At 41.7% G+C, this 26,419-nt stretch carries 37 protein-coding genes; 33 read left to right on the forward strand and 4 right to left on the reverse strand.

Annotated elements, in window-relative coordinates; genetic code table 11:
* Nucleotides 1-6: 6 nt before the first annotated feature.
* The 23 genes from rpsS to rplQ all read left to right on the forward strand — a co-directional run bounded on the left by rpsS (nt 7) and on the right by rplQ (nt 11,335).
* The gene (rpsS, locus tag JMX18_RS12660) at nt 7-282 is read left to right on the forward strand and encodes a 30S ribosomal protein S19 (protein ID WP_201588093.1); all 276 of its coding nucleotides are present in this window, start codon (nt 7-9) and stop codon (nt 280-282) included.
* 10 nt (nt 283-292) lie between these two features.
* Complete coding sequence (rplV, locus tag JMX18_RS12665; RefSeq protein WP_021813373.1) at nt 293-622, forward strand: 50S ribosomal protein L22; 330 nt, start codon at nt 293-295, stop codon at nt 620-622.
* Between the two features lie 3 nt (nt 623-625).
* Nucleotides 626-1,348 carry a 30S ribosomal protein S3 gene (gene rpsC / locus JMX18_RS12670; protein ID WP_201588094.1) on the forward strand — a complete coding sequence of 241 codons (723 nt, stop codon included), beginning with the start codon at nt 626-628 and terminating at the stop codon, nt 1,346-1,348.
* 3 nt (nt 1,349-1,351) lie between these two features.
* The gene (gene rplP, locus JMX18_RS12675) at nt 1,352-1,765 is read left to right on the forward strand and encodes a 50S ribosomal protein L16 (RefSeq protein WP_201588095.1); all 414 of its coding nucleotides are present in this window, start codon (nt 1,352-1,354) and stop codon (nt 1,763-1,765) included.
* Nucleotides 1,765-1,962 (forward strand): 50S ribosomal protein L29, encoded by a 198-nt coding sequence (gene rpmC, locus JMX18_RS12680; protein WP_201588096.1) that lies wholly within the window; start codon nt 1,765-1,767, stop codon nt 1,960-1,962. Before rplP ends, rpmC begins: the two co-directional genes overlap by 1 nt.
* Complete coding sequence (gene rpsQ, locus JMX18_RS12685) at nt 1,959-2,234, forward strand: 30S ribosomal protein S17 (RefSeq protein ID WP_201588097.1); 276 nt, start codon at nt 1,959-1,961, stop codon at nt 2,232-2,234. The genes rpmC and rpsQ overlap by 4 nt, the downstream gene beginning before the upstream one ends.
* Nucleotides 2,235-2,416: 182 nt before the next feature.
* On the forward strand, nt 2,417-2,785 hold the full coding sequence (gene rplN, locus JMX18_RS12690) for a 50S ribosomal protein L14 (RefSeq protein WP_010196702.1): 369 nt from the start codon (nt 2,417-2,419) through the stop codon (nt 2,783-2,785).
* Between the two features lie 8 nt (nt 2,786-2,793).
* Complete coding sequence (gene rplX, locus JMX18_RS12695; protein ID WP_201588098.1) at nt 2,794-3,111, forward strand: 50S ribosomal protein L24; 318 nt, start codon at nt 2,794-2,796, stop codon at nt 3,109-3,111.
* Nucleotides 3,112-3,132: 21 nt separating this feature from the next.
* Complete coding sequence (gene rplE / locus JMX18_RS12700) at nt 3,133-3,669, forward strand: 50S ribosomal protein L5 (RefSeq protein ID WP_201588099.1); 537 nt, start codon at nt 3,133-3,135, stop codon at nt 3,667-3,669.
* Between the two features lie 12 nt (nt 3,670-3,681).
* A complete protein-coding gene (gene rpsN, locus JMX18_RS12705; protein ID WP_201588100.1) occupies nt 3,682-3,987 on the forward strand; it encodes a 30S ribosomal protein S14 in 306 nt (101 codons plus the stop codon).
* A gap of 11 nt (nt 3,988-3,998) precedes the next feature.
* Nucleotides 3,999-4,397 (forward strand): 30S ribosomal protein S8, encoded by a 399-nt coding sequence (gene rpsH, locus JMX18_RS12710; RefSeq protein ID WP_201588101.1) that lies wholly within the window; start codon nt 3,999-4,001, stop codon nt 4,395-4,397.
* Between the two features lie 222 nt (nt 4,398-4,619).
* Nucleotides 4,620-5,153 (forward strand): 50S ribosomal protein L6, encoded by a 534-nt coding sequence (rplF, locus tag JMX18_RS12715; RefSeq protein WP_201588102.1) that lies wholly within the window; start codon nt 4,620-4,622, stop codon nt 5,151-5,153.
* An 11-nt stretch (nt 5,154-5,164) separates the two neighbouring features.
* The gene (rplR, locus tag JMX18_RS12720) at nt 5,165-5,515 is read left to right on the forward strand and encodes a 50S ribosomal protein L18 (protein ID WP_201588103.1); all 351 of its coding nucleotides are present in this window, start codon (nt 5,165-5,167) and stop codon (nt 5,513-5,515) included.
* A 2-nt stretch (nt 5,516-5,517) separates the two neighbouring features.
* Nucleotides 5,518-6,015, forward strand: coding sequence for a 30S ribosomal protein S5 (gene rpsE / locus JMX18_RS12725; protein ID WP_201588104.1), 498 nt, complete (start codon nt 5,518-5,520; stop codon nt 6,013-6,015).
* Between the two features lie 20 nt (nt 6,016-6,035).
* A complete protein-coding gene (gene rpmD, locus JMX18_RS12730) occupies nt 6,036-6,215 on the forward strand; it encodes a 50S ribosomal protein L30 (RefSeq protein WP_201588105.1) in 180 nt (59 codons plus the stop codon).
* Nucleotides 6,215-6,655, forward strand: coding sequence for a 50S ribosomal protein L15 (gene rplO / locus JMX18_RS12735; protein ID WP_201588106.1), 441 nt, complete (start codon nt 6,215-6,217; stop codon nt 6,653-6,655). Before rpmD ends, rplO begins: the two co-directional genes overlap by 1 nt.
* A 19-nt stretch (nt 6,656-6,674) precedes the next feature.
* Entirely contained in the window at nt 6,675-8,006 is a 1,332-nt protein-coding gene (secY, locus tag JMX18_RS12740) for a preprotein translocase subunit SecY (protein WP_201588356.1), read from the forward strand.
* A gap of 32 nt (nt 8,007-8,038) precedes the next feature.
* Nucleotides 8,039-8,155 (forward strand): 50S ribosomal protein L36, encoded by a 117-nt coding sequence (gene rpmJ / locus JMX18_RS12745; RefSeq protein ID WP_025644371.1) that lies wholly within the window; start codon nt 8,039-8,041, stop codon nt 8,153-8,155.
* 258 nt (nt 8,156-8,413) lie between these two features.
* Complete coding sequence (gene rpsM / locus JMX18_RS12750) at nt 8,414-8,770, forward strand: 30S ribosomal protein S13 (RefSeq protein WP_201588107.1); 357 nt, start codon at nt 8,414-8,416, stop codon at nt 8,768-8,770.
* Between the two features lie 20 nt (nt 8,771-8,790).
* Nucleotides 8,791-9,180 carry a 30S ribosomal protein S11 gene (gene rpsK / locus JMX18_RS12755; protein WP_058368279.1) on the forward strand — a complete coding sequence of 130 codons (390 nt, stop codon included), beginning with the start codon at nt 8,791-8,793 and terminating at the stop codon, nt 9,178-9,180.
* Nucleotides 9,181-9,228: 48 nt separating this feature from the next.
* Nucleotides 9,229-9,870, forward strand: coding sequence for a 30S ribosomal protein S4 (gene rpsD, locus JMX18_RS12760; protein ID WP_201588108.1), 642 nt, complete (start codon nt 9,229-9,231; stop codon nt 9,868-9,870).
* 78 nt (nt 9,871-9,948) lie between these two features.
* Entirely contained in the window at nt 9,949-10,956 is a 1,008-nt protein-coding gene (locus JMX18_RS12765; protein WP_201588109.1) for a DNA-directed RNA polymerase subunit alpha, read from the forward strand.
* A gap of 19 nt (nt 10,957-10,975) precedes the next feature.
* The gene (gene rplQ / locus JMX18_RS12770) at nt 10,976-11,335 is read left to right on the forward strand and encodes a 50S ribosomal protein L17 (RefSeq protein WP_201588110.1); all 360 of its coding nucleotides are present in this window, start codon (nt 10,976-10,978) and stop codon (nt 11,333-11,335) included.
* A 108-nt stretch (nt 11,336-11,443) separates the two neighbouring features.
* On the opposite strand, the gene JMX18_RS12775 is transcribed toward rplQ, so the two are convergent.
* Nucleotides 11,444-12,064, reverse strand: a complete 621-nt coding sequence (locus JMX18_RS12775) for an L-threonylcarbamoyladenylate synthase (protein ID WP_201588111.1) — start codon at nt 12,062-12,064, stop codon at nt 11,444-11,446.
* A 229-nt stretch (nt 12,065-12,293) separates the two neighbouring features.
* A complete protein-coding gene (locus tag JMX18_RS12780) occupies nt 12,294-13,052 on the reverse strand; it encodes an elongation factor P hydroxylase (protein ID WP_227674663.1) in 759 nt (252 codons plus the stop codon).
* A 161-nt stretch (nt 13,053-13,213) separates the two neighbouring features.
* Between JMX18_RS12780 and JMX18_RS12785 the strand changes: the two genes are divergently transcribed.
* The 6 genes from JMX18_RS12785 (at nt 13,214) to lysM (ending at nt 17,868) form a co-directional block, all read left to right on the forward strand.
* The gene (locus JMX18_RS12785) at nt 13,214-13,819 is read left to right on the forward strand and encodes a YceD family protein (protein ID WP_201588112.1); all 606 of its coding nucleotides are present in this window, start codon (nt 13,214-13,216) and stop codon (nt 13,817-13,819) included.
* Between the two features lie 330 nt (nt 13,820-14,149).
* Nucleotides 14,150-14,332 carry a 50S ribosomal protein L32 gene (rpmF, locus tag JMX18_RS12790; protein ID WP_201529707.1) on the forward strand — a complete coding sequence of 61 codons (183 nt, stop codon included), beginning with the start codon at nt 14,150-14,152 and terminating at the stop codon, nt 14,330-14,332.
* A gap of 408 nt (nt 14,333-14,740) precedes the next feature.
* Complete coding sequence (gene fabD, locus JMX18_RS12795) at nt 14,741-15,706, forward strand: ACP S-malonyltransferase (RefSeq protein WP_201588113.1); 966 nt, start codon at nt 14,741-14,743, stop codon at nt 15,704-15,706.
* Nucleotides 15,703-16,431, forward strand: a complete 729-nt coding sequence (gene fabG, locus JMX18_RS12800) for a 3-oxoacyl-ACP reductase FabG (RefSeq protein WP_201588114.1) — start codon at nt 15,703-15,705, stop codon at nt 16,429-16,431. Before fabD ends, fabG begins: the two co-directional genes overlap by 4 nt.
* 330 nt (nt 16,432-16,761) lie before the next feature.
* Nucleotides 16,762-16,998, forward strand: a complete 237-nt coding sequence (gene acpP, locus JMX18_RS12805; protein ID WP_201556541.1) for an acyl carrier protein — start codon at nt 16,762-16,764, stop codon at nt 16,996-16,998.
* Nucleotides 16,999-17,358: 360 nt separating this feature from the next.
* Entirely contained in the window at nt 17,359-17,868 is a 510-nt protein-coding gene (gene lysM, locus JMX18_RS12810) for a peptidoglycan-binding protein LysM (RefSeq protein WP_201588115.1), read from the forward strand.
* 106 nt (nt 17,869-17,974) lie between these two features.
* Here lysM and queG read toward each other — a convergent pair whose 3' ends face one another.
* Entirely contained in the window at nt 17,975-19,192 is a 1,218-nt protein-coding gene (queG, locus tag JMX18_RS12815) for a tRNA epoxyqueuosine(34) reductase QueG (RefSeq protein ID WP_201588116.1), read from the reverse strand.
* Between the two features lie 296 nt (nt 19,193-19,488).
* Between queG and JMX18_RS12820 the strand changes: the two genes are divergently transcribed.
* Complete coding sequence (locus tag JMX18_RS12820; protein WP_201588117.1) at nt 19,489-21,237, forward strand: NAD(P)H-hydrate dehydratase; 1,749 nt, start codon at nt 19,489-19,491, stop codon at nt 21,235-21,237.
* A 28-nt stretch (nt 21,238-21,265) separates the two neighbouring features.
* Here the strand turns inward: JMX18_RS12820 and JMX18_RS12825 are convergent, their stop codons facing one another.
* Complete coding sequence (locus JMX18_RS12825) at nt 21,266-21,769, reverse strand: DUF4124 domain-containing protein (protein WP_201588118.1); 504 nt, start codon at nt 21,767-21,769, stop codon at nt 21,266-21,268.
* Nucleotides 21,770-22,857: 1,088 nt separating this feature from the next.
* Here JMX18_RS12825 and JMX18_RS12830 point away from each other — a divergent pair.
* From JMX18_RS12830 to ilvC, 3 genes are all read left to right on the forward strand, one after another.
* Nucleotides 22,858-24,570 (forward strand): acetolactate synthase 3 large subunit, encoded by a 1,713-nt coding sequence (locus tag JMX18_RS12830; protein ID WP_265088838.1) that lies wholly within the window; start codon nt 22,858-22,860, stop codon nt 24,568-24,570.
* The gene (gene ilvN, locus JMX18_RS12835; RefSeq protein WP_201588119.1) at nt 24,570-25,070 is read left to right on the forward strand and encodes an acetolactate synthase small subunit; all 501 of its coding nucleotides are present in this window, start codon (nt 24,570-24,572) and stop codon (nt 25,068-25,070) included. Before JMX18_RS12830 ends, ilvN begins: the two co-directional genes overlap by 1 nt.
* A gap of 128 nt (nt 25,071-25,198) precedes the next feature.
* On the forward strand, nt 25,199-26,215 hold the full coding sequence (gene ilvC, locus JMX18_RS12840) for a ketol-acid reductoisomerase (protein WP_201588120.1): 1,017 nt from the start codon (nt 25,199-25,201) through the stop codon (nt 26,213-26,215).
* The last annotated feature ends 204 nt before the right edge of the window (nt 26,216-26,419 follow it).

Raw genomic sequence — 26,419 nt, forward strand, 5'->3', positions numbered from 1 at the left:
AATTTCATGCCTCGTTCATTGAAAAAAGGTCCATTCATAGATGCGCATTTGTTTGCTAAAGTTGAGACTGCTATTGAAGCTAACTCACGCAAACCCATCAAAACTTGGTCGCGCCGCTCGATGATTCTACCACAAATGGTTGGCCTAACCATATCTGTTCATAATGGCCGTACTCATGTACCTGTCATTGTGAGTGAGCAAATGGTTGGTCATAAACTAGGTGAATTTGCCCCGACTCGTACGTATCGTGGTCATGGCATTGACAGAAAAGCTAAGAGATAAGGTGCTTACCATGGAAGTAACTGCAAAATTACGCGGTGCCGCCATATCGGCACAGAAAGTTAGACTCGTCGCTGATGAGGTTCGTGGCAAATCTATTGAGCGTGCTTTGGATATCCTAACGTATAGCAATAAAAAAGGCGCTGTATTTGTTAAGAAATGCCTTAACTCAGCCATCGCCAATGCCGAACATAATCACGGCTTAGATATTGACGACCTTAAAGTCGCTACTATTTATGTTGATGAAGGCATTACGCTAAAACGTATCCTACCACGTGCGAAAGGTCGCGCTGACCGTATCAGTAAGCGTACCTGTCATATCACTATAAAGGTAGGAGAATAAGTTATGGGTCAAAAAGTACATCCAATCGGAATCCGTCTTGGTATTGTAAAAAAGCATAATGCAAACTGGTATGCTAACCCAAAACAATACTCAGAATACCTAATCAACGATATTCAAGTTCGCGAATATCTACGCAAAAAACTAGATAACGCTATGGTCAGCAACATCACGATCGAGCGTCCTACTGGTGCTGCTAAGATTACTATCGCCACTGCGCGCCCTGGTATCGTTATCGGTAAAAAAGGCGAAGATATTGAAAGACTTCAAAAAGAATTGACCAAAATGATGGGCGTACCTGCTCAGGTTAATATTGAAGAAATCACTTCACCTGACCTAGACGCACGCTTGGTAGCGGACGGTATTGCTAGCCAGCTTGAGCGTCGTGTTATGTTCCGTCGTGCGATGAAACGCGCCGTACAGAACAGCATGCGTTCTGGTGCTAAAGGTATTAAAGTTGAGTTGTCTGGCCGTCTTGGCGGTGCTGAGATTGCTCGTACTGAATGGTACCGTGAAGGTCGTGTGCCATTGCATACTTTCCGCGCTGATATTGACTATGCGTCAGTACGTGCAGAAACTACTTACGGCACCATCGGTGTAAAAGTTTGGATTTTCCGTGGTGAAATCCTTGACGGTATGAACAGTGTTTATAATCCCGTCAACGAAGAGAAGCCTCGTGCGCCAAAACGCCGTGGTCGTGGAAACCGTCGAAACTCAGACAGAGGTTAAACTATGTTACAGCCAAAACGTACCAAGTTTCGTAAAATGCATAAAGGTCGTAACACTGGGCTAGCTCATCGTGGAAGCACCATTGCATTCGGACAAATTGGTCTAAAATCATTGACTCGTGGTCGTATGACTGCCCGTCAAATTGAAGCGGCACGTCGTACCATCACCCGTAAAATTAAGCGTGGTGGTAAAATTTGGATTCGTGTATTCCCAGATAAACCTATTACTAATAAACCTCTAGAAGTACGTATGGGTAAAGGTAAAGGTCCTGTTGAATATTGGGTATGCGAAGTCAAACCCGGTAAAGTGCTATATGAAATCGAAGGGGTTTCAGAAGAGCTTGCTCGCGAAGCCTTAACGCTTGCTGCAGCCAAACTGCCCTTTAAAACTACCATTGTTAAGCGGACGATAATGTAATGAAGATCAGTGAATTACGTGATAAATCATTAGAAGAACTGACTCAGTTACTTGATGAAAAGCAACTTGATGCTTTCCGTATTCGTATGGCTAAAGCAACGGGTCAGTTGGGAAATACCCATGAAGTTAAAGCCAATCGTCGTACGATTGCTCAGCTTCAGACTTTGATTAACGAGAAACAACGAGGCGACTCATGAGCGATAACAATCAAGCAACTACCAATGCTAGCGTCTTAACAGGACGTGTTGTCAGCAACAAGATGGATAAATCCATCACGGTTTTGATTGAGCGTCTGGTTCGTCATCCTTTGTATGGCAAGCAGCTTCGTCGTTCTACTAAAATCAAAGCCCATGATGAGAACAACGTTTGCCAACAGGGCGACCTTGTCCGCATCAAAGAAACGCGTCCAATCTCAAAAACTAAGTCTTGGACTTTAGTTGATGTGGTTGAAAAAGTAGAAAAAATCTAAGTAAATTGCATTAGAAGCCAGAAGCTGTTAAAATAGCCGCCTTTTTAAGGATGCTGATTGCGCCGAGCGTATATCACTCACACTAAGAGTATGGTGCGGTTATTATTATTGAAATGCCGACTACTCATACTGTGCTAGCGGCAGCAACTGGTTTTTATTGCTCATACGTGTGGAGTAACGCTATGATTCAGGTCGAGTCAATGCTGGAAGTTGCAGACAATAGCGGTGCAAGGCGAGTTCAGTGCATTAAAGTACTGGGTGGTTCTCATCGTCGTTATGCATCAGTTGGCGACATTATTAAAGTAACGGTTAAAGAAGCCATTCCTCGTGGTCGTGTTAAAAAAGGCGACGTGATGAATGCAGTAGTTGTACGTACCAAGAAAGGCGTTCGTCGCCCTGATGGTTCAGTCCTGCGTTTTGACGACAATGCTGCGGTATTGTTGAACCAAAATAAAGCACCGATTGCAACTCGTATTTTTGGACCGGTAACTCGTGAACTACGTGGTGATCAGTTTATGAAAATTGTATCACTAGCACCAGAAGTATTGTGAGGTAATCCATGTCAAAATTACGTAAAGGCGATACAGTTATCGTGATTGCTGGGAAAGATAAAGGCAAACAAGGTACTGTACAAGCTGTAAAAAATGATCGTATTAAGGTGGAAGGCATTAACATCGTCACCAAACATCAGAAGCCAAATCAGGCGACTGGTACTGAAGGCGGTATTGTTAAGCAAGAAGCTTTTTTGCATATTTCAAATGTCGCAATTTATAATGCGCAAACCCAAAAAGCAGACCGTATTACTTACCAAACGAATGACGACGGCAAAAAACAGCGCGTTTACCGTTCAAATGGTGAAGTAGTGGCGACTGCGTAAGACACTAAGGGTGTAATGGTAATGGCAAGATTAAAATCTTTATATAACGATGAACTAAAGCAGCAAATCAAACAAGAGCTTGGTTTAGATAATGTGATGCAAGTGCCTAAAATCACTAAAATCACACTTAATATGGGTGTAGGTGGCGCATCTCAAGATAAGAAATTACTTGAAGGTGCAGTAGCAGACATGACCGCAATTTCTGGTCAAAAACCTGTAGTAACTAAAGCTCGTAAATCCGTTGCTGGTTTCAAAATTCGTGAAGAATGGCCAATTGGCTGTAAAGTAACGCTGCGCGGTGAGCAAATGTACGAATTTTTAGATCGTCTCATTGCCATTGCGATTCCTCGTATTCGTGACTTCCGTGGTTTTTCACCTAAAGCCTTTGACGGACGTGGTAACTACTCACTGGGTATTAAAGAGCAAATCGTATTTCCAGAAGTAGACTTTGACAAGATAGATCGTCTCCGCGGTATGGATGTGACTATCACCACGTCAGCTGGTAATGATGAAGAAGGTCGTGCGTTACTCAAAGCATTCGGCTTCCCATTTAAATAAGGTAAAGACGTTATGGCAAAGAAGAGCATGATTAACCGCGAATTAAAGCGCGAAAAAATGGTAGCTAAGTACGCTGAGAAGCGTCTTAAGCTAAAAGAAACTATCAGTGATATGAATGCCTCTGACGAAGAGCGTATGGATGCGATGTTAGAGCTACAAGCTCTACCACGTAACTCATCGCCAGTACGTCTACGCAATCGCTGTGGTCTCACTGGTCGTCCTCATGGTTACTACCGTAAGTTTGGCTTATCACGCAATATGCTGCGTGAGCGAGTCATGCAAGGTGATGTACCTGGTGTTCGTAAAGCAAGCTGGTAAGGAGTAACTACATGAGTATGCAAGATACCGTTGGGGATATGCTAACCCGTATTCGTAACGCACAAATGGCTAATAAAGTATCCGTAGCTATGCCAAGCTCGAAGCTACGTAAATCAATCGCTGATCTATTAGTTAGCGAAGGTTATGTGGCGAGCGCTGTTGTTACTGAAGAAGCTAACAATAAAGCGACACTATCTATTGAATTAAAATACTTCGAAGGCAAACCTGTCATCGAAACTATCCAACGCTTTAGCCGTCCTGGCCTACGTCAGCATCGCGGCAAAGATAATATCCCTACTGTTAAGCAAGGTATGGGTGTAGCTATCGTATCTACCAGTCAAGGCATCATGAGTGATCGTGCTGCTCGCGCTGCTGGTATCGGTGGTGAAATCGTTGCATTCGTTGCTTAAGCTATAAAGCTAGCAATAGTATAACGATAAAGTCTATTTGAGCTCTGCTAAATCCTGTTTAATATAGTTGATATATTAATACTTGATTTAAGTTAAATGAACAGCTAACAATTTTATAAAATTGACGGGTGTTTAACGAGTTTAATTATGATAAACTAGCAGGCTTTTTAGCCTGTTAGTTTTTTCGCTAATAGAAGTTTTAATTTTTTAAGGAATATTCCTATGTCTCGTGTGGCTAAAGCCCCAGTAACGTTGCCTAGCGGCGTAAGCGTTACTTTGAACGATCGGCAGGTAGAAGTTAAAGGCAAGAACGGTAATATGTCTTTACACCTGCATGAATTGGTCGAGCTGAAACAAGAAGATGATACTATCGTTCTCTCACCTACAGCTGATTCAAAAGAAGCCATGATGCACACTGGCACCATGCGTGCTCTGCTTAACAATTATGTTACAGGCGTTAATGAAGGCTTTGAAAAACGTCTTCAATTAATCGGTGTTGGTTATCGTGCGCAAGTAGCGGGTAATAAAGTAACTTTGAACGTTGGTTACTCACACCCAGTAGAATATACGCTACCTGAAGGCGTTACGGCTGAAACTCCAACTCAAACTGAAATCGTTTTAAAGTCAAACGATAAACAGCAGTTGGGTCAAGCAGCGGCTAATATTCGTGACTTCCGTCGACCAGAGCCTTATAAAGGTAAAGGTATTCGTTATAGTGACGAATACGTGATTCGCAAAGAAGCTAAGAAAAAATAAGGTGAGTTGAAATGTTTGATAAAAAAGCAGCTCGTCTGCGTCGAGCTAAGAAAACCCGCGCGCATATCCGTCATTTAGGTGTTCATCGTTTAACGGTTAATCGTACGCCAAAGCATATCTATGCCCAGATTATCTCTCCTAGCGGTGGTGAAGTGATCGCTCAGGCATCTACCTTAGACAACAGCCTGCGCTCAGGTGCGACTGGTAACGCTGATGCAGCGACTTCGGTAGGCCAAATGATCGCAGAACGTGCAAAAGCAGCTGGTATCAGCAAAGTTGCCTTTGACCGTAGTGGTTTTAAATATCATGGTCGAGTAAAAGCTTTAGCTGAAGCTGCTCGCGAAAATGGATTGGAGTTTTAATCATGGCGAAAAATGAACAGACAGACGGTTTAGTAGAACGCTTGGTTACTGTTGATCGCGTTGCAAAAGTGGTCAAAGGTGGTCGTATTTTCTCTTTTACAGCTCTGACAGTAGTTGGCGACGGTAATGGTCGTGTTGGTTTCGGTCGCGGTAAAGCCCGTGAAGTACCAGCCGCTATTCAAAAAGCGCTAGAAGCTGCTAAACGTAATATGATTACGGTTGAGCTTAATGATGCTACTTTGCATCATCCTATTGTAGCACGTCATGGTGCTAGTAAAGTCTATATGCAGCCTGCATCTGAAGGTACTGGCGTAATCGCTGGTGGCGCAATGCGTGCGGTATTAGAAGTTGCTGGTGTCAAAGATGTTTTAACTAAATGTCATGGTTCTACCAACACGGCTAACGTTGTACGCGCAACATTCAACGGTTTACGTGATATGTCAACTCCAGAAAAGATGGCAGCCAAACGTGGTAAATCTGTAGACGAAATTTTGGGCTAATTTAGACTAGGTGAGTTACGATGAAAAAAATGAAAGTCACTCAAATAAAATCCGGTGCCCATCGCCTTAAGAGCCACAAAGCGAGCTTGAAAGGATTGGGTTTACGCCGAATTAATCATACTGTTGAAGTAGAAGATACTCCTTCTACTCGTGGTATGGTAAATCGCGTCAACTACATGGTAAAAGTGGAGGAAGCGTAATGGGACTTAGATTAAATGAATTATCACCAGGTGTTGGCGCTAAGAAAACAGCCCAACGTCGTGGTCGTGGTATCGGTTCAGGCCTTGGCAAAACCGGTGGTCGTGGTGTAAAAGGTCAGAAATCACGCTCAGGTTCTAGCATTCGTGCAGGATTCGAAGGTGGTCAAATGCCTATTTACCGTCGTCTACCAAAATTTGGTTTTACCAGTAAAATGGCAATGACAACGGCTGAAGTTCGTCTTTCTGAATTGAACAAAGTCGAAGGTGATGTGGTTAGCGTTGAAACTTTAAAAGCAGCTAACATTATCCGTCATGATATGAAGCGTGCTCGTATTATCTTGTCAGGCGATGTCGCTAAAGCTTATACCTTTAAAGGTGTAAAAGTGACTAAAGGCGCCAAGCAAGCAATCGAAGCTGCTGGTGGTAGCATCGAGGAGTAGTAACGTGTCAAAACAATCAATGTCATCGGCTGGTATTCCGCTTAACCCTTTTGCCTTTATACGTAAGTATGATGAGCTCTGGACGCGTTTACTATTTCTAATCGGCGCATTGATTGTTTATCGTTTAGGGTCACATATTCCTGTTCCTGGCATCAATCCAGTCAATTTGGCAGATTTATTCTCGCGTAATGAAAACACTATCTTGAGTATGTTTAACATGTTCTCAGGGGGTGCGCTTGAGAGAATGTCGATAATGGCGCTAGGCATTATGCCCTATATTTCAGCGTCCATTATTGTACAGATGATGTCAGCAGTAGTACCGTCGCTTGAAGCACTCAAAAAAGAGGGTGAAGCAGGGCGACGCAAACTTAACAAGTATACCCGTCAAGGGACACTTGCTTTAGCACTAGTACAATCACTTGGAATGTGTGCCGGTCTGATCAGTCAGAACTTGACATTATCTAGCGGTCTTACCTTTTATATCCCTGCAGTTACTTCATTGGTGGCTGGCGCTATGTTCCTAATGTGGCTCGGTGAGCAAATTACGGAACGTGGCGTGGGCAATGGTATTTCAATGCTGATTTTTGCCAGTATTGTTGCTGGTATGCCAGGTATGATTTCGCAATCTATCGAACAGGTCAATCAAGGGCAGATGAACTTGATTGTACTTTTTATCTTTATCGTATTAGGTGTCGCAGTGACTGCTGGTATCGTTTATATCGAACGTGCCCAGCGCCGAGTCCCTGTTAACTATGCACAAAAGCAACAACAAGGCCGCAAAATATATGCTCAGCAGCAATCACATTTGCCGCTGAAAATAAACATGGCAGGGGTTATTCCTGCTATTTTTGCCAGCTCGTTGTTGCTCTTTCCAGCAAGTTTAGGACAGTGGGTCGGTCATTCGGCAGATCCTACCTTTACCCAAAAGATATTACAGAATATGGCACTAGTGCTGTCTCCGGGACAGCCACTGTATCTGGTTCTGTTCGGTGCGATGATTATTTTCTTCTGCTATTTTTATACCGCATTAGTTTTTAGTCCCCGTGAAGTTGCCGAAAACCTTAAACGTAGTGGCGCTTATATTCCAGGTATCCGCCCCGGACAACAAACTCAGCGTTATCTTGATCATGTATTGAACCGTTTAACCTTCATTGGTGCCATCTATATGACGGTTATCTGTTTAATGCCGATGGTCATCCAGTCAGGATTTGGGGTACCGTTTAACCTCGGTGGTACTTCGTTACTGATTATGGTGGTTGTGGTAATGGACTTCATCTCGCAAATTCAAGCGCATTTGATGACCCATCAATATCATGATCAGACGTTAATTCAGTCGCCCACTCAACCTTAAAATGAGTGGTGTGATATCTCAAGGAGCATGCGATGAAAGTTCAAGCATCAGTTAAAAAGATTTGTGGTAGCTGCAAAATTGTACGCCGTAAAGGTCGTGTACATGTTATCTGCACCGCAGAGCCGCGTCACAAACAGCGTCAAGGTTAATTAGAATATAAGCAGTAGTAATAAGTCTGCTCTTTAGGTTAAATTAACACTTGAAAAATAACGGCGGATGCGATATCATCCGCCACTTGCCGTAGTTTATACTATTATTTTTATAGCTTAGTATTGTCTTTAGCTTTTTTATCCAGTTAACATGATAATAAGTACTATAGAAATAACAGTGTCGACAGCAATAAATCTGAAAAATATTGCATTATTTATAATAAATAAAGTCTATTTTTCTATAATGGAGAGAAATCAATGGCTCGTATTGCCGGTGTTAACATTCCGGATAATAAGCATGCTGTTATTTCACTAACTTACATCTTTGGTGTAGGTCGCACCACTGCTCAGAAAATCTTAGAAGCAGTTGGCATCGAACCTACTACTAAAATCAGTCAGTTAGATGATACACAGTTAGATGCTATCCGTGCACAGATTGCAAACTACTCGACTGAAGGTGATCTTCGTCGTGAAGTGTCAATGAATATTAAGCGTTTGGTCGATTTGGGCAGTTACCGTGGCATTCGCCATCGTCGTAACTTACCTGTACGTGGCCAAAACACTAAAAACAATGCGCGTACTCGTAAGGGTCCACGTAGAGCAATCAAAAGATAATTAACTTAGGAAGCTAAAAGATGGCTAAAGACACTCGTAGTCGCAAAAAGGTGACTCGTCGTTCAGTATCGGAGGGCGTAGCCCATATCCATGCGTCTTTTAATAACACCATTGTTACGATTACCGACCGTCAAGGTAATGCATTGGCTTGGGCCACTTCAGGTGGACAAGGCTTCCGTGGTTCACGTAAATCTACACCATTTGCAGCGCAGGTTGCAGCTGAGGTCGCTGGTAAAGCGGCTCAAGAATATGGTGTTAAGAATATCGATGTTTTGGTCAAAGGACCAGGACCGGGTCGTGAGTCTGCGGTAAGAGCACTAGGTGCATTGGGTTATAAAGTAAACAGCATCTCTGATGTAACCCCAATCCCACACAATGGTTGCCGTGCGCCGAAAAAGCGCCGCGTCTAATATTAAAGACGAAGCTTTTTATTATAAGAGCTTATAGGAGACATAAAGATGGCCCGTTATATTGGACCAAAATTAAAATTATCACGTCGTGAAGGCACTGACTTAGGTCTTAAGTCTGGTGTAAAACCTTATGACGTAAAAACTAAGAAAGCAGCTCGTCCACCAGGTCAACATGGTGTGAGCCGTAATAAGAGCTCAGAATATTCTTTACAGCTACGCGAGAAGCAGAAAGTTAAGCGTATCTATGGTGTGCTTGAGCGTCAATTTGCCAACTACTATAAAGAAGCCGCTCGTAAGCGTGGTGCTACTGGTGAGAACTTACTAGCTATGCTAGAAAGCCGTTTAGATAACGTTGTATATCGTATGGGCTTTGGTTCAACTCGTGCTGAAGCACGTCAGCTAGTTAGCCACCGTGCGGTTATGGTAAAAAGAGCTGGCCGTGATGACTATGTTCGTGTAAACATTCCTTCAATTCAGTTGAATGATGGTGATGTCATTGCTATCCAAGAGAAAGCTCGCGAGCAATTGCGTATTAAAAACGCTATTGAATTGGCTACCCAACGTGGTATTCCAGAATGGCTAGATGTTGATCACAGCAAACTGCAAGGTACTTTTAAACAAGCGCCTGATCGTATTGATCTACCTGCTGAAATCAACGAAAGCTTAATTGTTGAGCTATACTCTAAGTAACTGACAAAATTGCTTATCTCCAACTTATACGGGATAAGCAATGTCAATTAAACCCGTTAAACAAATCGAGGTGACATCATGATGCTAAATGCAACTGAGTTTCTAACGCCGAACGCCATTAACGTGGATACGGTTAATGAAACGATTGCGAAAGTCACGCTCGAACCGTTAGAACGCGGCTTTGGACATACCTTAGGGAATGCCCTGCGTCGTATTTTATTATCTTCATTACCTGGTGCTGCAGTTATCGAAGCTGAGATTGATGGTGTTGACCATGAATACTCAACGCTTGAAGGCTTGCAGGAAGACGTACTTGACTTACTCTTAAATCTTAAGGGTTTGGCAATTACACTTCATGATCAAAATGAAGTATTTTTGACCTTGGATAAACAAGGTCCAGGCACTATTACTGCTGCAGATATCTCATTGCCGCATAATGTCGATATTATCAATCCAGATTTGGTATTGGGGACATTAAGCGACCGTGGTCATCTTAAGATGCGTCTGCGCGTAGTAATGGGTCGTGGATATGAGCCAGCAAACCAACGCCGTGAAGATGGTGACACTAAAGCGATTGGCCGCTTAAAGCTTGATGCAAGCTTTAGCCCAGTGCTACGTGTTGCTTATCAGGTTGAGAACGCTCGCGTAGAGCAGCGTACCGACCTTGATCGTCTCATCGTTGAGCTTGAAACTAATGGCACAATTGATCCAGAAGAAGCAATTCGTAAAGCAGCCACTATTTTGCAACAACAGATTTCTATCTTTGTTGACCTAGAAGCTGAAGAAGCGCCTGAGCCTGTGAAAGAAAAAGAAGAGGTTGATCCAGTGCTATTACGCCCTGTCGATGACCTTGAACTAACGGTTCGCTCAGCCAACTGCTTAAAAGCTGAAAACATTTACTATATCGGTGATTTGGTCCAACGTTCAGAAACTGAACTACTTAAAACCCCAAATCTTGGTAAGAAATCATTAACCGAAATCAAAGACGTGTTAGCGTCTAAAGATTTAGAGCTCGGTATGCGCCTAGATAACTGGCCACCTGCTGATCTACGTGTTGATGATCGCTTTTCTTATCGTACCCGTTAAACTTTAAGGATATTTGACTATGCGCCATCGTAAGAGTGGAGTCAAGCTGGGTCGTACCGGCAGTCATCGTAAGGCAATGTTCCAGAACATGACCAACTCATTATTTGAGCATGAACTGATCAAAACTACTTTGCCAAAAGCTAAAGAATTACGCCGCGTCGCTGAGCCATTGATTACTATGGCTAAAGAAGATAGTGTGGCTAATCGTCGTCTAGCATTTAGCCGCATGCGTAGTAAGCCTATGGTGGGTAAACTATTTGGTACTTTAGGCCCTCGTTATCAGGACCGTCCAGGTGGCTATTTACGTATCGTAAAATGTGGTCATCGTGATGGTGATAACGCACCTATGGCTTATGTAGAACTGGTTGATCGTGACTAGTACTATAAACTCATTATGTTTATAGATAGAAATTAAAGTTATAAAAAAGCTCCAATTAATTGGAGCTTTTTTTATATTCAGATTTTATGTATACGTTACTGCTAATAGTTATAACAATAATGCGTCAACATCAGCCGCACCTTGCCTTATAATTTCTGGCTGACTATTGGTCATATCTACTATAGTCGTTAGTTTAGTAGTTTTAATACCTGCATTAATTAAGCCATCTATTTGGTTACTTAACAACTCTTCGATATCCATAGGATCATCGAGGATGTCATCATGACCAGGCAGTATTAATGAACTGGTTAATATCGGCTCGTCCATAGCTTCTAGTAATGCTTGAGCAATTGGATTACTTGGTACCCGGATACCAATGGTTTTTTTCTTAGGGTGAGCTAACTTTTTTGGAACATCCTTGGTGGCGTTCAATATAAAAGTGATAGGAGCAGGGGTATGCGCTTTGAGCTGCTTAAATTGAGTGTTATCGACGGTGGCATAAGTGGCAATTTCACTTAAATCACGACATAATAGCGTAAATTGATGTTTATCATCGAGTTCACGAATTTGTTTAAGTTTTTCAAGAGCATCTTTTGCACCAAGGCGACAGCCAAAGGCATAGCTGGTATCAGTGGGATAGATCAGTAATTTATCATCACGCAGTAGAGCAGCAGCTTGGTCTATGAGACGAGGCTGTGGATTGTCGGGATGAATATAAAAAGTTTGCATAATTACTCCTATTTTTATAATCCTATTTGCTTAGTTTTTGTTGCTCAGAGTCATGGTATTAGACTAGTATAGCGTCAATGTAGCTATGAGTTGTAGAGGCATGCCGTTAAAAATAGTATGCAAACGTTAAAAACACTGAAAGCCTATTACTGGATTTTAGCTAAATATATAGCAGCTATAAGCATTAGGCTATAAGCATTAGATTGAAGAGATAGATAAATAGCATTATTTATCTAGTGAAACCAATAGTCAGCAATGCCCATAGTAAGAGTTGAGCATCACGTGGCAACTTGTTAGGGTGGTTTATATAATGCGAAGCCTGTTGATAGACATCAGTGGGGAAAGTGCTGTTGCTAGTGTCAAAGTCAGCAAATAAGTTGTCTTGAGAGACTTGGAACGGTCGCTGACAAGCGAGGGAGAACAAACATTCTAAGGCTTGCGGTTTGATCTCTAAACGTTCAAACGCTTGTTGCTGAGCTGCTGAACGGCCATCTGCTGCATACCAGTAGCCAAAATCTGCTAGTTTCCGGCGTGCTTCACCCGCAATACACCAATGGCTGATTTCGTGTAAAGCGCTAGCAAAGAAACCGTGGGCAAACTCAATACGTGCAGGTTGATCATTATTAGCAGGAAAATATTCGGGCTCACCACTACCGCGTATTAGCTCTACATTCTGTTCAGCAAACAATAAATCAAATAAAGAGATCAGCACATCGGTAGCCTGTCGTTCACTACTCTTTGATTGTTGAGTACTTAAATGGGCGGCTTTTAGAGGGCGATATAAAGAGTTATTAGTTATTAAATACTGTAAGTTTTTATGCTTTGGACTTATTCTTGCATCAAGATGACTTATTCTTGCATCAAGATGAGCTGATAAATCTAAAGCAACGTCTTCATTTAACAAACTAGAAAAGTCTACAGTAGAAGAAACAAAGTCACCGTCAGTTTTTAGGTGGGTATTATTAGAACTATCAAAAATCATAAACATACAAATTAAAAGCTTGCAGTGGATAAGAAAACTACCATAAGTGATTAATTTTATTCATAAATGGTAGCAAAAATCGTAACATACTAGCGCTAGAGTCCAATCGAACTTTCGGTTAGTATGACAGCCAATATTATACACCGTTTTGAACAGCGAGGCCGCTTATGTCAAACTCTACAATCAATACAACCACAACCTCTGAATCTATTGATAATAAAAATATGGGCACTCAAACAAACAAGCCGGCAACCATGCCTGAGCATATTGTCTTAGATAAGTGGGCAGATTCTGGATTCGAGTGGGCAGGAGTAATGTCGCCTGTAAACTTTGAGCGCTTAGCTGCATTATTAGCTGATGAACATGAACAGCCAAAAATGCAAATCACTGCCAATTTGTATCGTCGCAATAACTTACTACATTTAGCCTTTAATGTGGCGGGCGAAGTATGGTTGACTTGTCAACGTTGCCTACAACCAGTCGCTATCGATTTGACTGACAATTATGATATGGCGCTACTCGAAGATGAGAGCCAGATGAATCTTCTTGATGAAGAGCAAGATTATTTACTATTAGATGAAATTCTTATTGAGCAGTTACCTGAACGTCTATTGCCCTTCAAAAAATTGATCGAAGATGAGATATTATTAAAGACCCCAATGGCACCAAAACATGATGATTGTGAGCTAGAGATTGATCAAGTGGGGGATATACCAGAAGAGGAAGTAGAAAACCCTTTTGCTGCTTTAGCCGCTCTAAAAGGCAAGCTATAATACGCTAAAGATTTACCCATTCAAGGCTATCTTTTAGCTTACTGCTAATTATTATGTAGAAGAGTGCACAGCAGGGCTTTATTAATTGTTCAAACATGCGTATAATGTCCGGTCTATTGCATACTGGCAACTTACTGCTAGCTTACAACCACTGATTGAGCGAAATATCCATAAATTTAGACTTAATCTAGGTGTTTGAGCAAGTAGCTAACCCATTTTTAACGATGTATAAACTTTAGGTGTTATGATTATTAATAACCATAATCTCAAGTTAACATCGCTCTAAGCTAAAATACAAGCTTACCCCTTTTTAAGTATAGGAGCTATATCATGGCCGTTCAAAAAAGTCGTAAAAGCCGTTCTCGTCGTGACATGCGCCGTTCACACCATCATATGACTGTGGCTGAGCTTAGCGTAGATGCTACCACTGGTGAAAAGCATCGTCGTCATCACATGACGAAAGACGGTTTCTATCGTGGTCGTCAGATGTTTAAAGTAAGTCAAGATGCTTAAATCATTGAACCTTTGCTAGGCTATTCTGTATGTATTCTGATATTGGACATTTAATATCAATGCTTGTTCAATTATCTTGAGCAGATAAAGCCTTTTAATTGGTAGATATGTATTAAGTAAAAAAAGCCAAGTTATTTCACTATCATAAAACAGATAGTTGAATAGCTTGGTTTTTTGTTGTTGGCTATCGGTTAGAGTAAGATCAATTATCATGAATAATTTAGAGCTACTCCCTAATAGAGAGGCGACTATGATAAATACTGATAGCGGTGTATAGTTTACTTATGATTATTTATCGTTGATGATAATTTAGGTCTCATTATAATAAAATTATACATCAGCACTCATTCTTAAAATAATACCTAATTTATTATAGGGATATTTCCACTTACGGAAGGAATATTGGCTATGGCATCACAACCTGATACAAAAATAGCAGATCCTCGTATTGCTATTATTTTTCCTGGTCAAGGCGCACAAGCAGTGGGTATGACAGCAGAGCTTAGTGAGCATTATCCACAAATCAAAGCAACTTTCGATGAAGCCAGTGAGGTACTTGGTGAAGATTTGTGGGCAATCTGCCAAGATGAAGAACGTCTTAACCAAACTCACTATACTCAGCCAGCATTATTAGCTGCTAGTATAGCTATTTGGAGGATTTTGCAGGAAAAGCTGCGTCATAAACCATGTTATATGGCAGGACACTCGTTAGGCGAGTATAGTGCGCTTTGCGCTGCGGGAGTGCTTTCATTTGCAGATGCTGTAAAACTGGTGCATAAACGCGGTCAGCTGATGCAAGAGGCTGTCGAAGGTATTGATACCGCTATGGCCGCCGTTTTAGGATTAGAAGACCATAGGGTTGAGACTTTATGTGAGCAAGCAACCGAGCACGTTGATGATGCGATTGTAGGCGCTGCTAACTTTAATAGTCCGGGTCAGGTTGTGGTCTCAGGTAATGCTGTAGGAGTGAGCGCGGTTATTGATAAAGTCCAAAACACCGGTAAAAAAGCCATCCCATTAAAGGTAAGTGTACCTTCACATTGTGCGCTTATGCAGCCTGCGAGCAGCGCACTTGCTGAGATATTAGCTTCTATAGACTTTGAGCAAGCAGATATTCCAGTCATTCAGAACCGCCATGCCCGAGTCGAAACCAGTACTCAGGGTATTAAGCAAGCACTGACTGAACAGTTAAGTGAGCCGGTATTATGGTCACAGACCATGCAAGAGTTGGCTGATAAGCAAATTGATATTTTAATTGAGTGTGGTAGTGGTAATGTACTGAGTAATTTAGCCAAACGTCAGGCCCAGCCCATTGTGAGTTATCCTACCGATAAGCCAGCTCGACTCGATAAATTGATGGAGGTGTTATCATGAGCCGTACGATTACGTTAGTTAGTGGCGCTAGCCGAGGAATTGGTAAAGCAGTCGCCAAACGGTTTGCAAAGGAAGGCCATTTTGTTATTGGTACTGCCACCACTGAAAAAGGTGCCAATTTAATCAATGACTATCTGCATGATAGTGGTGGTATCGGTCGGGTACTAGATGTCCGTGATATGGCACAAATTGATAAGCTCTTCGAAGAAATTGAAAGCGTTTATGGTGCAGTACAAGTGTTAGTTAATAATGCCGGTATTACCCAAGATGGTTTGCTGATGCGTATGAAAGATGAAGATTGGGAAAGCGTTATTGACACCAATTTATCGTCAGTCTATCGTATGAGTAAGCGTGCTGTACGCGGTATGATGAAAGCACGCCGTGGGCGCATCATTAATATAAGCTCAGTAGTGGCACAAATGGGTAATGCAGGCCAATCGAACTATGCGGCGACCAAGGCGGGCGTTGAAGGCTTTAGCCGTACTCTTGCACGCGAGATTGGTTCACGTCAAGTAACTATCAACTGTGTAGCGCCGGGGCTTATTGAAACGGATATGACTGACGAGCTAGATGAGCGTTTGCTCAACTCTATGCTGGATGCCGTACCCATCGGTCGACTAGGCCAGCCTGAAGATATTGCAGCCGCGGTACTGTTTTTAGCTAGTGATGAAGCCAGTTACATTACAGGAGCGGTCATTCCAGTTAATGGCGGCATGTATATGTAGGCTTGACAGCTATAGTGAGCTTGATACTAACCGCATAAAGTTAATAAAAAAGCCTTGGCAACGAATTATTAATTGAGAATAAAATTTTGTGTGAACGAGTGTAAACTCTAATAAATGGTGTTATAATAGCGAATACTTTTATGTCAAAGACCTGTATCATAGCTAGGTCTTATAAGACATCAAATAAAGATGCAACACTCATTATGAAGTGTTAGAGCTGACATGAAATGTTAGAGATAACATATATATTGCATTCTCCATAATGCCATCAGCTAATAAAAAACGGCTGTTTGGTGACTCAAAAACTTATAGATTAAAAGGGATATCTACATGAGTAATGATACTGAATTAAGAGTAAAGTCTGCAGTAGCAGAGCAATTGGGTATGAACGTAGAGGACATCAACAACGAAGCTTCTTTTATGGAAGACTTAGGTGCTGATTCACTCGACTTGGTTGAATTAGTTATGTCATTTGAAAGTGATTTTGGTATTACTATTCCTGATGAAGATTCAGCAGAATTGACTACAGTTCAAAAAGCGATTGATTACGTACAAGCTCAACTATAAACGCTTGCTATCAGACTGGCTTATAATTAACCGTTTATCTTCACGATAAGCGGTTTTTTTATCGCTTTAGTTTTGCAGCTTACCCATAAAGATTGCACTTACAGCCTTTAATCTGTTTATTAACACAACCTATGTCAATTTAACATTATTCAACATACTCTCACTACGTAAGCTTGGCTCCTTTGTTATACTCTTTATCAGTGCTAAGGCGTTATAGAATATAAATAGCAGATAATGCTATCTATGATAAGTAAACTATAATAAGCGAAGCGCCATAACAGTAGTATAAAGTAATAATAATCCTAAAGCGCTCAATTAGAGTGTTTTTAGAACCATTAATAATATTAAAGGAGTATTTATATGGGGATGTTTAGTTTTGCAAAAGACATTGGGGATAAAATCTTTAATCGTGATGATAAAAAACATGATGCTAAAGTAGAAACCAAAGCAGATGCTAATACACCAGTAAAAGATAATGAACCTTCTGCTCAGTCGGTAGCTAATATTCTATTGCGCCGTATCCAACAACAAAACCTAAATATTAGCAATTTGAAAGTTAAATATAACGGTTCGACTGATACAGCAGAGATTAGTGGTAACGCTAAAACTCAGGCAGATCGTGAAAAAGCGATTATTGCCATTGGTAATGTGCAAAATGTTGCAAAAGTCATTGATAATATAGATATTGAAGAAGATGCGCCAGAATCAACCATGTATACGGTAAAATCTGGTGATAGCTTATCTAAAATTGCTGAAGAAGTTTATGGGTCAGCCAATGACTACATGACTATATTTGAAGCCAATAAGCCTATGCTGTCAGACCCAAATAAGATTTATCCTGGCCAAGTATTACGTATTCCTAAGCCTTAGTCTTTATAAGTAAGTTTTAGTGAAAATTTACAAGACGCCTTTTATAATATAAGAGGCGTTTTTTATGGTGTTAACTTATAGTTTTAAATAGAATTGATAACTCATATTATAACTTGTTCAACTTACCCTGCTGCTCTTCTATTGCCCACTGGATGTGCTCATCAAGCATTTGACTATGAACGCCTAATTTAGTTTGTAGCTGAATGATAGTAGATTCACTGGCCTCAGCATTTCCTAAACCAATAGCTATATTACGTAAAAAATTAACATAGCCGGTACGTCTAAGTGGGCTGCCCTGAGTGTTTTGTAAAAAGCGCTCTTCTGTCCATTGCCACAACTCAAGCAAGCTACTGTTATCAAGATCATGCCTAGGCTCAAAATCAGGGACGCTGGTGAGCTTAGCGTATCGATTCCAAGGACAGATCAACTGGCAGTCATCACAACCAAAGACCCGATTACCAATAGCACGGCGGTATTTAATATCAATTGTCCCCTGATGTTCAATAGTCAGGTAGGAAATGCAGGCTCTCGCATCTAGCTCATAAGGAGCGACAATGGCTTGCGTTGGGCAGATGTCTATACAAGCGCGGCAGCTCCCACAATGAGGGCTAACAGGCTTATCATCGGGCAACACTAAGCTGGTAAATAACTCGCCTAATACAAAGAACGAGCCGGCGTGCCTATTTAGGAGCAAGGTATGCTTGCCCGTCCAGCCCAACCCTGCGGCATCGGCAATAGCACGCTCAAAGATAGGGGCGGAGTCGCTAAAAGGTCTAAAAATAAACCCGGTAGGGTCATCATGACTGTCAATATTGCCATCAATATTTAAGTGCTGCCACTCTGGAAGCTTAGCTTCTATTATTAAAGCCAATTGCTTTAGGCGACTGCGCATAGTTTTATGATAATCACGGCCTCGAGCATAACGAGCAATAATTCCCTTATTAGGATAGTCATTATCCATGACGGCTCGCGGTGTAGGCGCCTGGGTTAAGTAGTCCATTCTGACACTGATAATGGTTTTGGCACCGCTAACCATTTTCTCTGGGTGCGCGCGCAAGTCATGATTGTTATGCATGAATTGTAACTGACCTTCATAACCTTTCTCTAGCCACTGCTCAAGCCTTTTGAGCTGCTGGGCGAATAAAGGATGTTGGACAGAGATAAACCCACAATCAGCAAATCCTAACGCTTGCGCTTGGGTTTTAATCCAGTGCTTAACCGCATCTGCTGTTGCGAAATCATCAGTATTGACTATGTTAATAGACTCTCTTTGTGTATCTGACGAAGCAGGAAAGTGTTGGTTTGCAGGTAGTTCTGATTTCATAAAAGTTTATATTAATAATGGAGTTGAAAGAGGAATAGAAGGCGAAGGCTTTTATCGCTAAGCTCATGATAGGCTAGATTGCTTAGTATGTAACCTTTAGTCATGTAACTTTTATGCGGATAACTATATACGGATAATTATAAGATAGCTTTAAAAAGGATAAGTATAAAAAATACAGTAACCACTGACAGCCTTTGTTATTAATATCAATACACAATGCACACCTTGCTTTTGTTAGGCTTATCTCATAGTTTACGCTCAATTATTCAGCTTAATAATAAAAATAAGGAAGATTTATGACTTTAAAATTGACCTCGGCATTTCATTCGAACTTGCTAATGACCAACACTTCACCCACTTATCTATATAGTAGCCAGCAAGTCTATGCGATGGAGCAAGACTGGTTTAATGAAGGTTATAGTAGTTTTGCGCTTATGCAACAGGCGGCTTGGCAAATAGCCCAGCATATTATTGAGCTCAATGAAAAGCGGCAGTCTTCACTAGAAAGCGGTTACCAACGTAAAACCCAATCCCCACGCGCTTGCGTTTGGGTAGGGCACGGTAATAATGGCGGCGATGGTTGGTTGGTTGCTTATTATCTACAACAGGCAGGCTGGCAAGTACAGATTATAACCGTAGGCATAGACCATATTGACAATGCTGGAAGCACTGAAAATCATGCTGTTAGCTCTTCTATGTCTGATGCTAAAAAAGCACAGCAAATAGCTTTAAAGGCCAATTGTCATTATCAGCGCTTTGAAGATATAAAGAATAGAGATCTTGAATGCGATAATTGCTTACAGGCTGATGTCTATGTTGATGCACTGTTTGGTATTGGGCTCGATAGAGCACCAGCCGGTGTCTATGAACAAGCTATTCATTTATTTACTCAAACGGCTCAGCAGGTCGCTGCATTAGTAGCTGCTATCGATATTCCAAGTGGGTTGGTGGCTTCTACAGGGCAAGTGTTTGAGGGCGTAGCGATACAAGCAGACGTAACATTATGCTTAGTTGCTCGTAAGTTTGGACTGCATACTAAAGATGGGATGGACTACGCTGGGGAGTTGATTGATATTCCTTTGATCCCTTATAAACCCACAAAACCAGCTGCTAAGCTGCTAAAAAGTGCTTATAGGTTATCCGCACGTCAGCAAAATAGTTACAAAGGCAGCTACGGACATGTATTGGTCATTGGCGGTAATCGTGTCGATGGCTCGCAAGGCATGGGCGGCGCTGCAATATTATCCTCTGCCAGTGCTATGGCAACCGGTACCGGTAAGATAACCGTCGCTTGCCATGAGGCTTTTCACGGAGCGCTACTGACGTCGTTACCGGATGCTATGACCATAGATTTACATGATCAACAGGGCGTTAAGAGTCTTATTAAAGAGGCTAGCGTTATAGCGATAGGCATGGGACTGGGCCGTGATGAAAAAGCCAAAAATGTCTTTACCAGTTATCTTCAAGCAGCTATGGTACAAAACTGTGCAATAGTTATCGATGCTGATGGTCTTTATCATTTAGCTTCCTTGTACACAGATAATAACAAGCTAGTAAACGAGCTTTTAGACTATAGCCAAAGCCATCAAGTTTGTTTGACCCCGCATAGTGGTGAAGCCGCAAGATTGTTGAATAAAAAAGTTTCTGCTATTGAGTCCGATCGTCTGGCGGCTATCAAAAAAGGCGCTGAGACTTATGGCGGGAACTGGGTGCTAAAAGGTGCAGGGTCGCTAGTGTTGGAGAATGATCAGCTCTATGTGTGCGGTACAGGTAATGCCGGTATGGCAAGTGCTGGCATGGGTGACGTATTATCGGGAGTCATTGCAGGGTTGCTCGCCCAGCAAGATTTAACAGAGCAACAGCGCAGTTTGCATCAAGCCGTGCTGATCCATGGGTTAGCAGGAGATATATTAATAGAGTTGCCCGCCTATAAAGCTGAAAGCAAAACCTTTTCACATCTACCATTACTGATCGGGCAACGAGGTTTGCAAGCCCAAGATATGCCAGCCGCTATTCGTCACGTGATGCAAAGTCTTATGTATTGAGATAATCTAAAGTACTAATAATGCGCAATTAGATAGTAGCGCCGTTACAGTACTGACCAAGCGCTTGCTGGACACGTTCACGTTTAAGCTCAATCTCACGGCTGTCTAAGTATTTACGCTTACCATCAGCACCCATTTCATAGATACGCCCGCCCACATTTAGGTTGGTCAAATTATTACGCAGCGATTGACAACGTTGAGCAATTGCTTGGGCTTCTTGCTCTGCAATCCGTGCTTCTAACTGAGCAACGCGCTGATCTTCTGAGCTCTGAGTAGAGTTTGCTTGATTAGCGTCAGTCTTGCCCGCCATTTGACCAGCATTGTTTTGGCGACCATCGTTACGAAACTCGATAACTTCGATATTCCTGGCATCTTGAGGCGGGTGTTGACTATATTTAGTCTCACCATGAGAGCCGATCGACTTGTAGACCTGAACCGCATGGCTGCTACTCATAAATAAAACCAAAATACAAACTGTTATTAAACTAGCATAAACTTTGGTAGAGAGGTTTAGCATAGATAAATAGGCCATGATAGCAATCCTTTTAATCAATAAAACAGACAGGTAATCGTACTTATCGATAAGCACAACTCAATAAGTATAGGGTTATGTCACTATTACTGATAATGTCGATACTCGAACCAGCAATCAGATGGCAAGACTAGATTCTAACAAAAAACATACGCTAATGTATACTATTTGTATATCAAGTTCTATTGAACATTCAAATATCAGTAGCCCTAATATTCAAATCATCAGTAGCCCTTAATCTAATAACCAATAGTTGAGTAGGGGCTTCATAAGTTTTGCTTGACAATAAGAGTTAAACCGCCGAATATAATAGAAGTTGATTGGTCAGTGAGCGGCTCTTATATTATTGCCGTGGCACTTGAGAATAACAACTAACGCCTGCTTATCGGTAGCGCTTCAGTGTTATTTTCTTTGTGGTAACAATACGGCTAGCGCTTGCGGTTATGATAACGCTTGTTATTAGCAGTATTAATTATCTCCGGACTTATCGGTCTACAATGACTAAGATAAACTTATTATTTTGCTATGTTAGATGAGTTGATTATGACCATGTTAAACATAAAGTAAGGGATGACTATAGAGGTGGTACGCCGCTACTAGTTATGCCATTATTTATGTTCGCATTATTATAAACTGCCATTTAAACTCATTGCGAGTCTAAGGACTGTAATAGGGTTAGTGCGTAATAAGAACTTCTTTATAGCTGCGTTCGCAGCCAGTTACTGTATATCGATAACCTCCTATCATAAATCTGACTATATAAACTGCTGTTTTAGGTCGTTGAGTTTTGAATAAAAGTCAATCTCATCTGTATATTCCTAAATATAGTAAGCACATACCTACTTGATATGGACAATGGGCAATGACTCGCCAGTTATTTTGTAATAATGGACAATAACGCTAATGATTCACGATGGTGATTGTCGACATTAAAAAAATAACAACAGTCTGCGCCGCAAAAAAAGGTGATGACAGTGACGCAAACCACACAAAGTCCGAACATGACTGGACACCCCCAAAGGGGCAATGCCGCCAAAAATTTTGATGAAAAGCAAAAGCAGATCGCTGAAAATAGTAATCAGCCGGTAATGTTATCTGGTGCCGAGATGCTAGTGCAATCGTTAACCGATCAGGGCGTCAAGTATATTTTTGGTTATCCAGGCGGTGCCGTTCTGCACATATACGACGCTCTATTCCAGCAAGATAATATTGAGCATATTCTCGTTCGTCACGAACAAGCTGCCGGTCATATGGCAGATGCTTACTCTCGAGTAACTGGAAACACAGGCGTAGTCCTAGCAACTTCTGGACCAGGCGCAACCAATACCGTTACTGCTATTGCTACCGCTTTTATGGACTCAGTGCCAATGGTAGTAATCTCCGGTCAGGTCCCTAGCAGCCTAATTGGCGAAGATGCTTTCCAAGAAACAGATATGGTTGGCGTTTCACGTCCCATCGTTAAGCATAGCTTTCAGGTTCGTCACGCCAGCGAAATCCCAATGATTGTCAAAAAAGCCTTTCATATCGCTCAGTCTGGTCGTCCAGGTCCAGTAGTTATTGACGTGCCAAAAAACACTACCGCTCCTAATGAAAAGTTCGCTTACCAATACCCTGAAGAGGTGTTTATGCGCTCTTACCAACCTTCTATTAAGGGGCATAGTGGTCAGATTAAAAAGGCAGTTGAGACTTTACTTGCCGCTAAACGCCCAGTCGTTTACGCTGGTGGTGGTGTGATTTGGGGTGCTGCTCATAAAGAATTGACAGATCTTGCTCATCGCTTGAACCTGCCTGTGACTAATACTTTAATGGGTTTGGGTACTTTTCCCGGTTCGGATCGTCAGTTCTTAGGAATGCTGGGCATGCATGGCACTTATGAAGCCAATATGAGTATGCATCATGCTGACGTCATTTTGGCGGTAGGGGCGCGCTTTGATGATCGGGTGACCAATAATGTCAAAAAATTCTGTCCTAATGCGACTATTATTCATATTGATATAGATCCTACGTCAATCTCAAAGACGATCTTTGCCCATATTCCTATCGTTGGCGATGTCAAATCAGTATTGACCGAGATGATTGAGACTATTGGTAATGACAAAGAGCTTGAGCAATCAGCATTATTAGATTGGTGGTCACAAATTAATGAGTGGCGTAAGCGTCATGGCCTACGTTACGACACCTGTACTGACAACGGCATGAAGCCTCAAGCGGTAATAGAAAAGTTGTATGAGCTGACAGACGGCAAAGCCATTATTACCAGTGATGTAGGTCAGCATCAAATGTTTGCAGCGCTGTACTATAAGTATGATGAGCCGGGTCAGTGGCTTAACTCTGGAGGTCTAGGCACCATGGGTGTTGGTCTCCCTTATGCTATGGCAGCTAAACTAGTCAAGCCTGAACGTGATGTGGTTTGTATCACCGGTGAAGGTTCGATTCAGATGAATATTCAAGAGCTATCTACCTGTTTCCAATATAATTTGCCGGTGAAAATTTTAAATTTAAATAATGCGCAGCTTGGCATGGTAAGCCAGTGGCAGGATATGTTATATGAAGGTCGGCATGCGCATTCTTATATGGAATCCTTACCGGACTTTGTCAAGCTGGCAGAGAGCTATGGTCATGTTGGGGTAAAAATTACTGACCCTGATAAATTAGAAGAGCAGTTGACACAAGCATTAGCTATAAAAGATAAGCTTGTATTTATTGACGTTATCATCGACCCTGATGAGCACGTCTATCCCATGCAGGTTGCGGGTCAAACGATGCGTGATATGTGGTTAGCTAAGGGGGAGCGTACCTAATGCAACAACAAAAACATTTGATTTCAGTATTAATGGAAAACGAAGCCGGATCGTTATCACGGTTAGTGGGTTTATTCTCCCAGCGTGGATACAATATTGAAACCTTGAACGTCGCCCCAACAGACGATCCTACGATTTCGCGCTTAACTTTGACCACCATTACGTCACCTGAAAAAATTGAGCAAATTACCAAACAATTGCATAAACTTATTGAAGTGGTTAAAGTACTTAATCTATCGGATTCCGTTCACGTAGAGCGTGAGTTGATGTTGATTAAGGTTCGGGCGACTGGAAGTGTACGTGAAGAGATTAAGCGTAGTGCTGATATCTTCCGTGCACAAATCGTTGATGTCACCGCCAGTTTATATACCATTCAAATCATTGGTGATACTGCCAAATTGGACGGTTTTATCGATACTATCGGGCGTGAACGTATCTTAGAAGTGGTACGTTCAGGGGTAATTGGTATTGCTCGTGGCGAAAAAACCTTAAGTGTATAATTAAGCGTTTAAGATGAAGTTTAAGATTAAACCTAATGGTTTTATATTTATTATCAAGCTTATGTATCAAATGATCTAAGCATTTACTGGCCCATGGCTACCCATGATTGAGGAAAAGGACTCTACTTATGAATGTTTATTACGATAAAGACTGTGATCTATCTATCATCCAAGGCAAAAAAGTTGCCATTATCGGTTATGGCTCACAAGGTCATGCCCATGCGCTAAACCTACAGGACTCTGGTGTTGATGTAACCGTCGGTCTACGTAAAGGCTCGAGCTCATGGAAAAAAGCTGAAAATGCTGACCTAAAAGTTGCAGAGGTAGCTGATGCTGTAAGCGCAGCTGACGTGGTTATGATTTTGACTCCTGACGAGTTCCAAAAGCAGCTATATAGTGAAGTGATCGAACCCAACATTAAAGAAGGTGCTACGCTAGCATTTGCTCATGGTTTCGCTATTCACTATAACCAAGTTGAGCCACGTAGCGATCTTGACGTGATTATGATTGCACCAAAAGCACCTGGTCATACGGTTCGTTCTGAGTTTGTTAAAGGCGGCGGTATCCCAGATCTTATCGCTATTTATCAAGACGCTTCAGGTCAAGCCAAACAAGTAGCACTTTCTTATGCTGCTGGCGTTGGTGGTGGTCGTTCAGGTATCATCGAAACTACCTTTAAAGATGAGACTGAAACCGACTTATTCGGTGAGCAAGCAGTACTTTGCGGCGGCGCAGTTGAGCTAGTCAAAATGGGCTTTGAAACCCTAACAGAAGCAGGCTATGCTCCAGAGATGGCTTACTTTGAGTGTTTGCACGAGCTTAAGCTTATCGTAGACCTCATGTATGAAGGCGGCATCGCTGATATGAACTACTCCATCAGTAATAACGCTGAATATGGCGAATATGTGACCGGTACAGAAGTCATCAACGAGCAATCACGTGAAGCCATGCGTAATGCACTAAAACGCATTCAATCTGGTGAGTACGCCAAAATGTTCATCTCTGAAGGGGCAACCAACTATCCTTCTATGACTGCTCGTCGTCGTAATAATGCTGAGCATGAGATTGAGATTACGGGTGCCAAGCTACGCGCTATGATGCCTTGGATTGGTGGTAACAAAATCATCGATAAAGATAAAAACTAAGTCGATAAGCATTGTTGTTAGTAGTTTATTGAGGCTACAGATTTTCGATTTATAAATAAACCTATTTAGGCCCTATGTTATCTATAAGATAGCATAGGGTTTTTTATAACCTTTGAATTATCTTTAAGCTCTTTAACAGCTATCGGCGCTCTAACTTGAGTTTTGAGTAGCAGATTAAATAATATGGCTTGAAAAGTTATTTAA

The sequence above is a fragment of the Psychrobacter jeotgali genome (genome assembly GCF_904846315.1).
GTDB lineage: Bacteria > Pseudomonadota > Gammaproteobacteria > Pseudomonadales > Moraxellaceae > Psychrobacter > Psychrobacter jeotgali.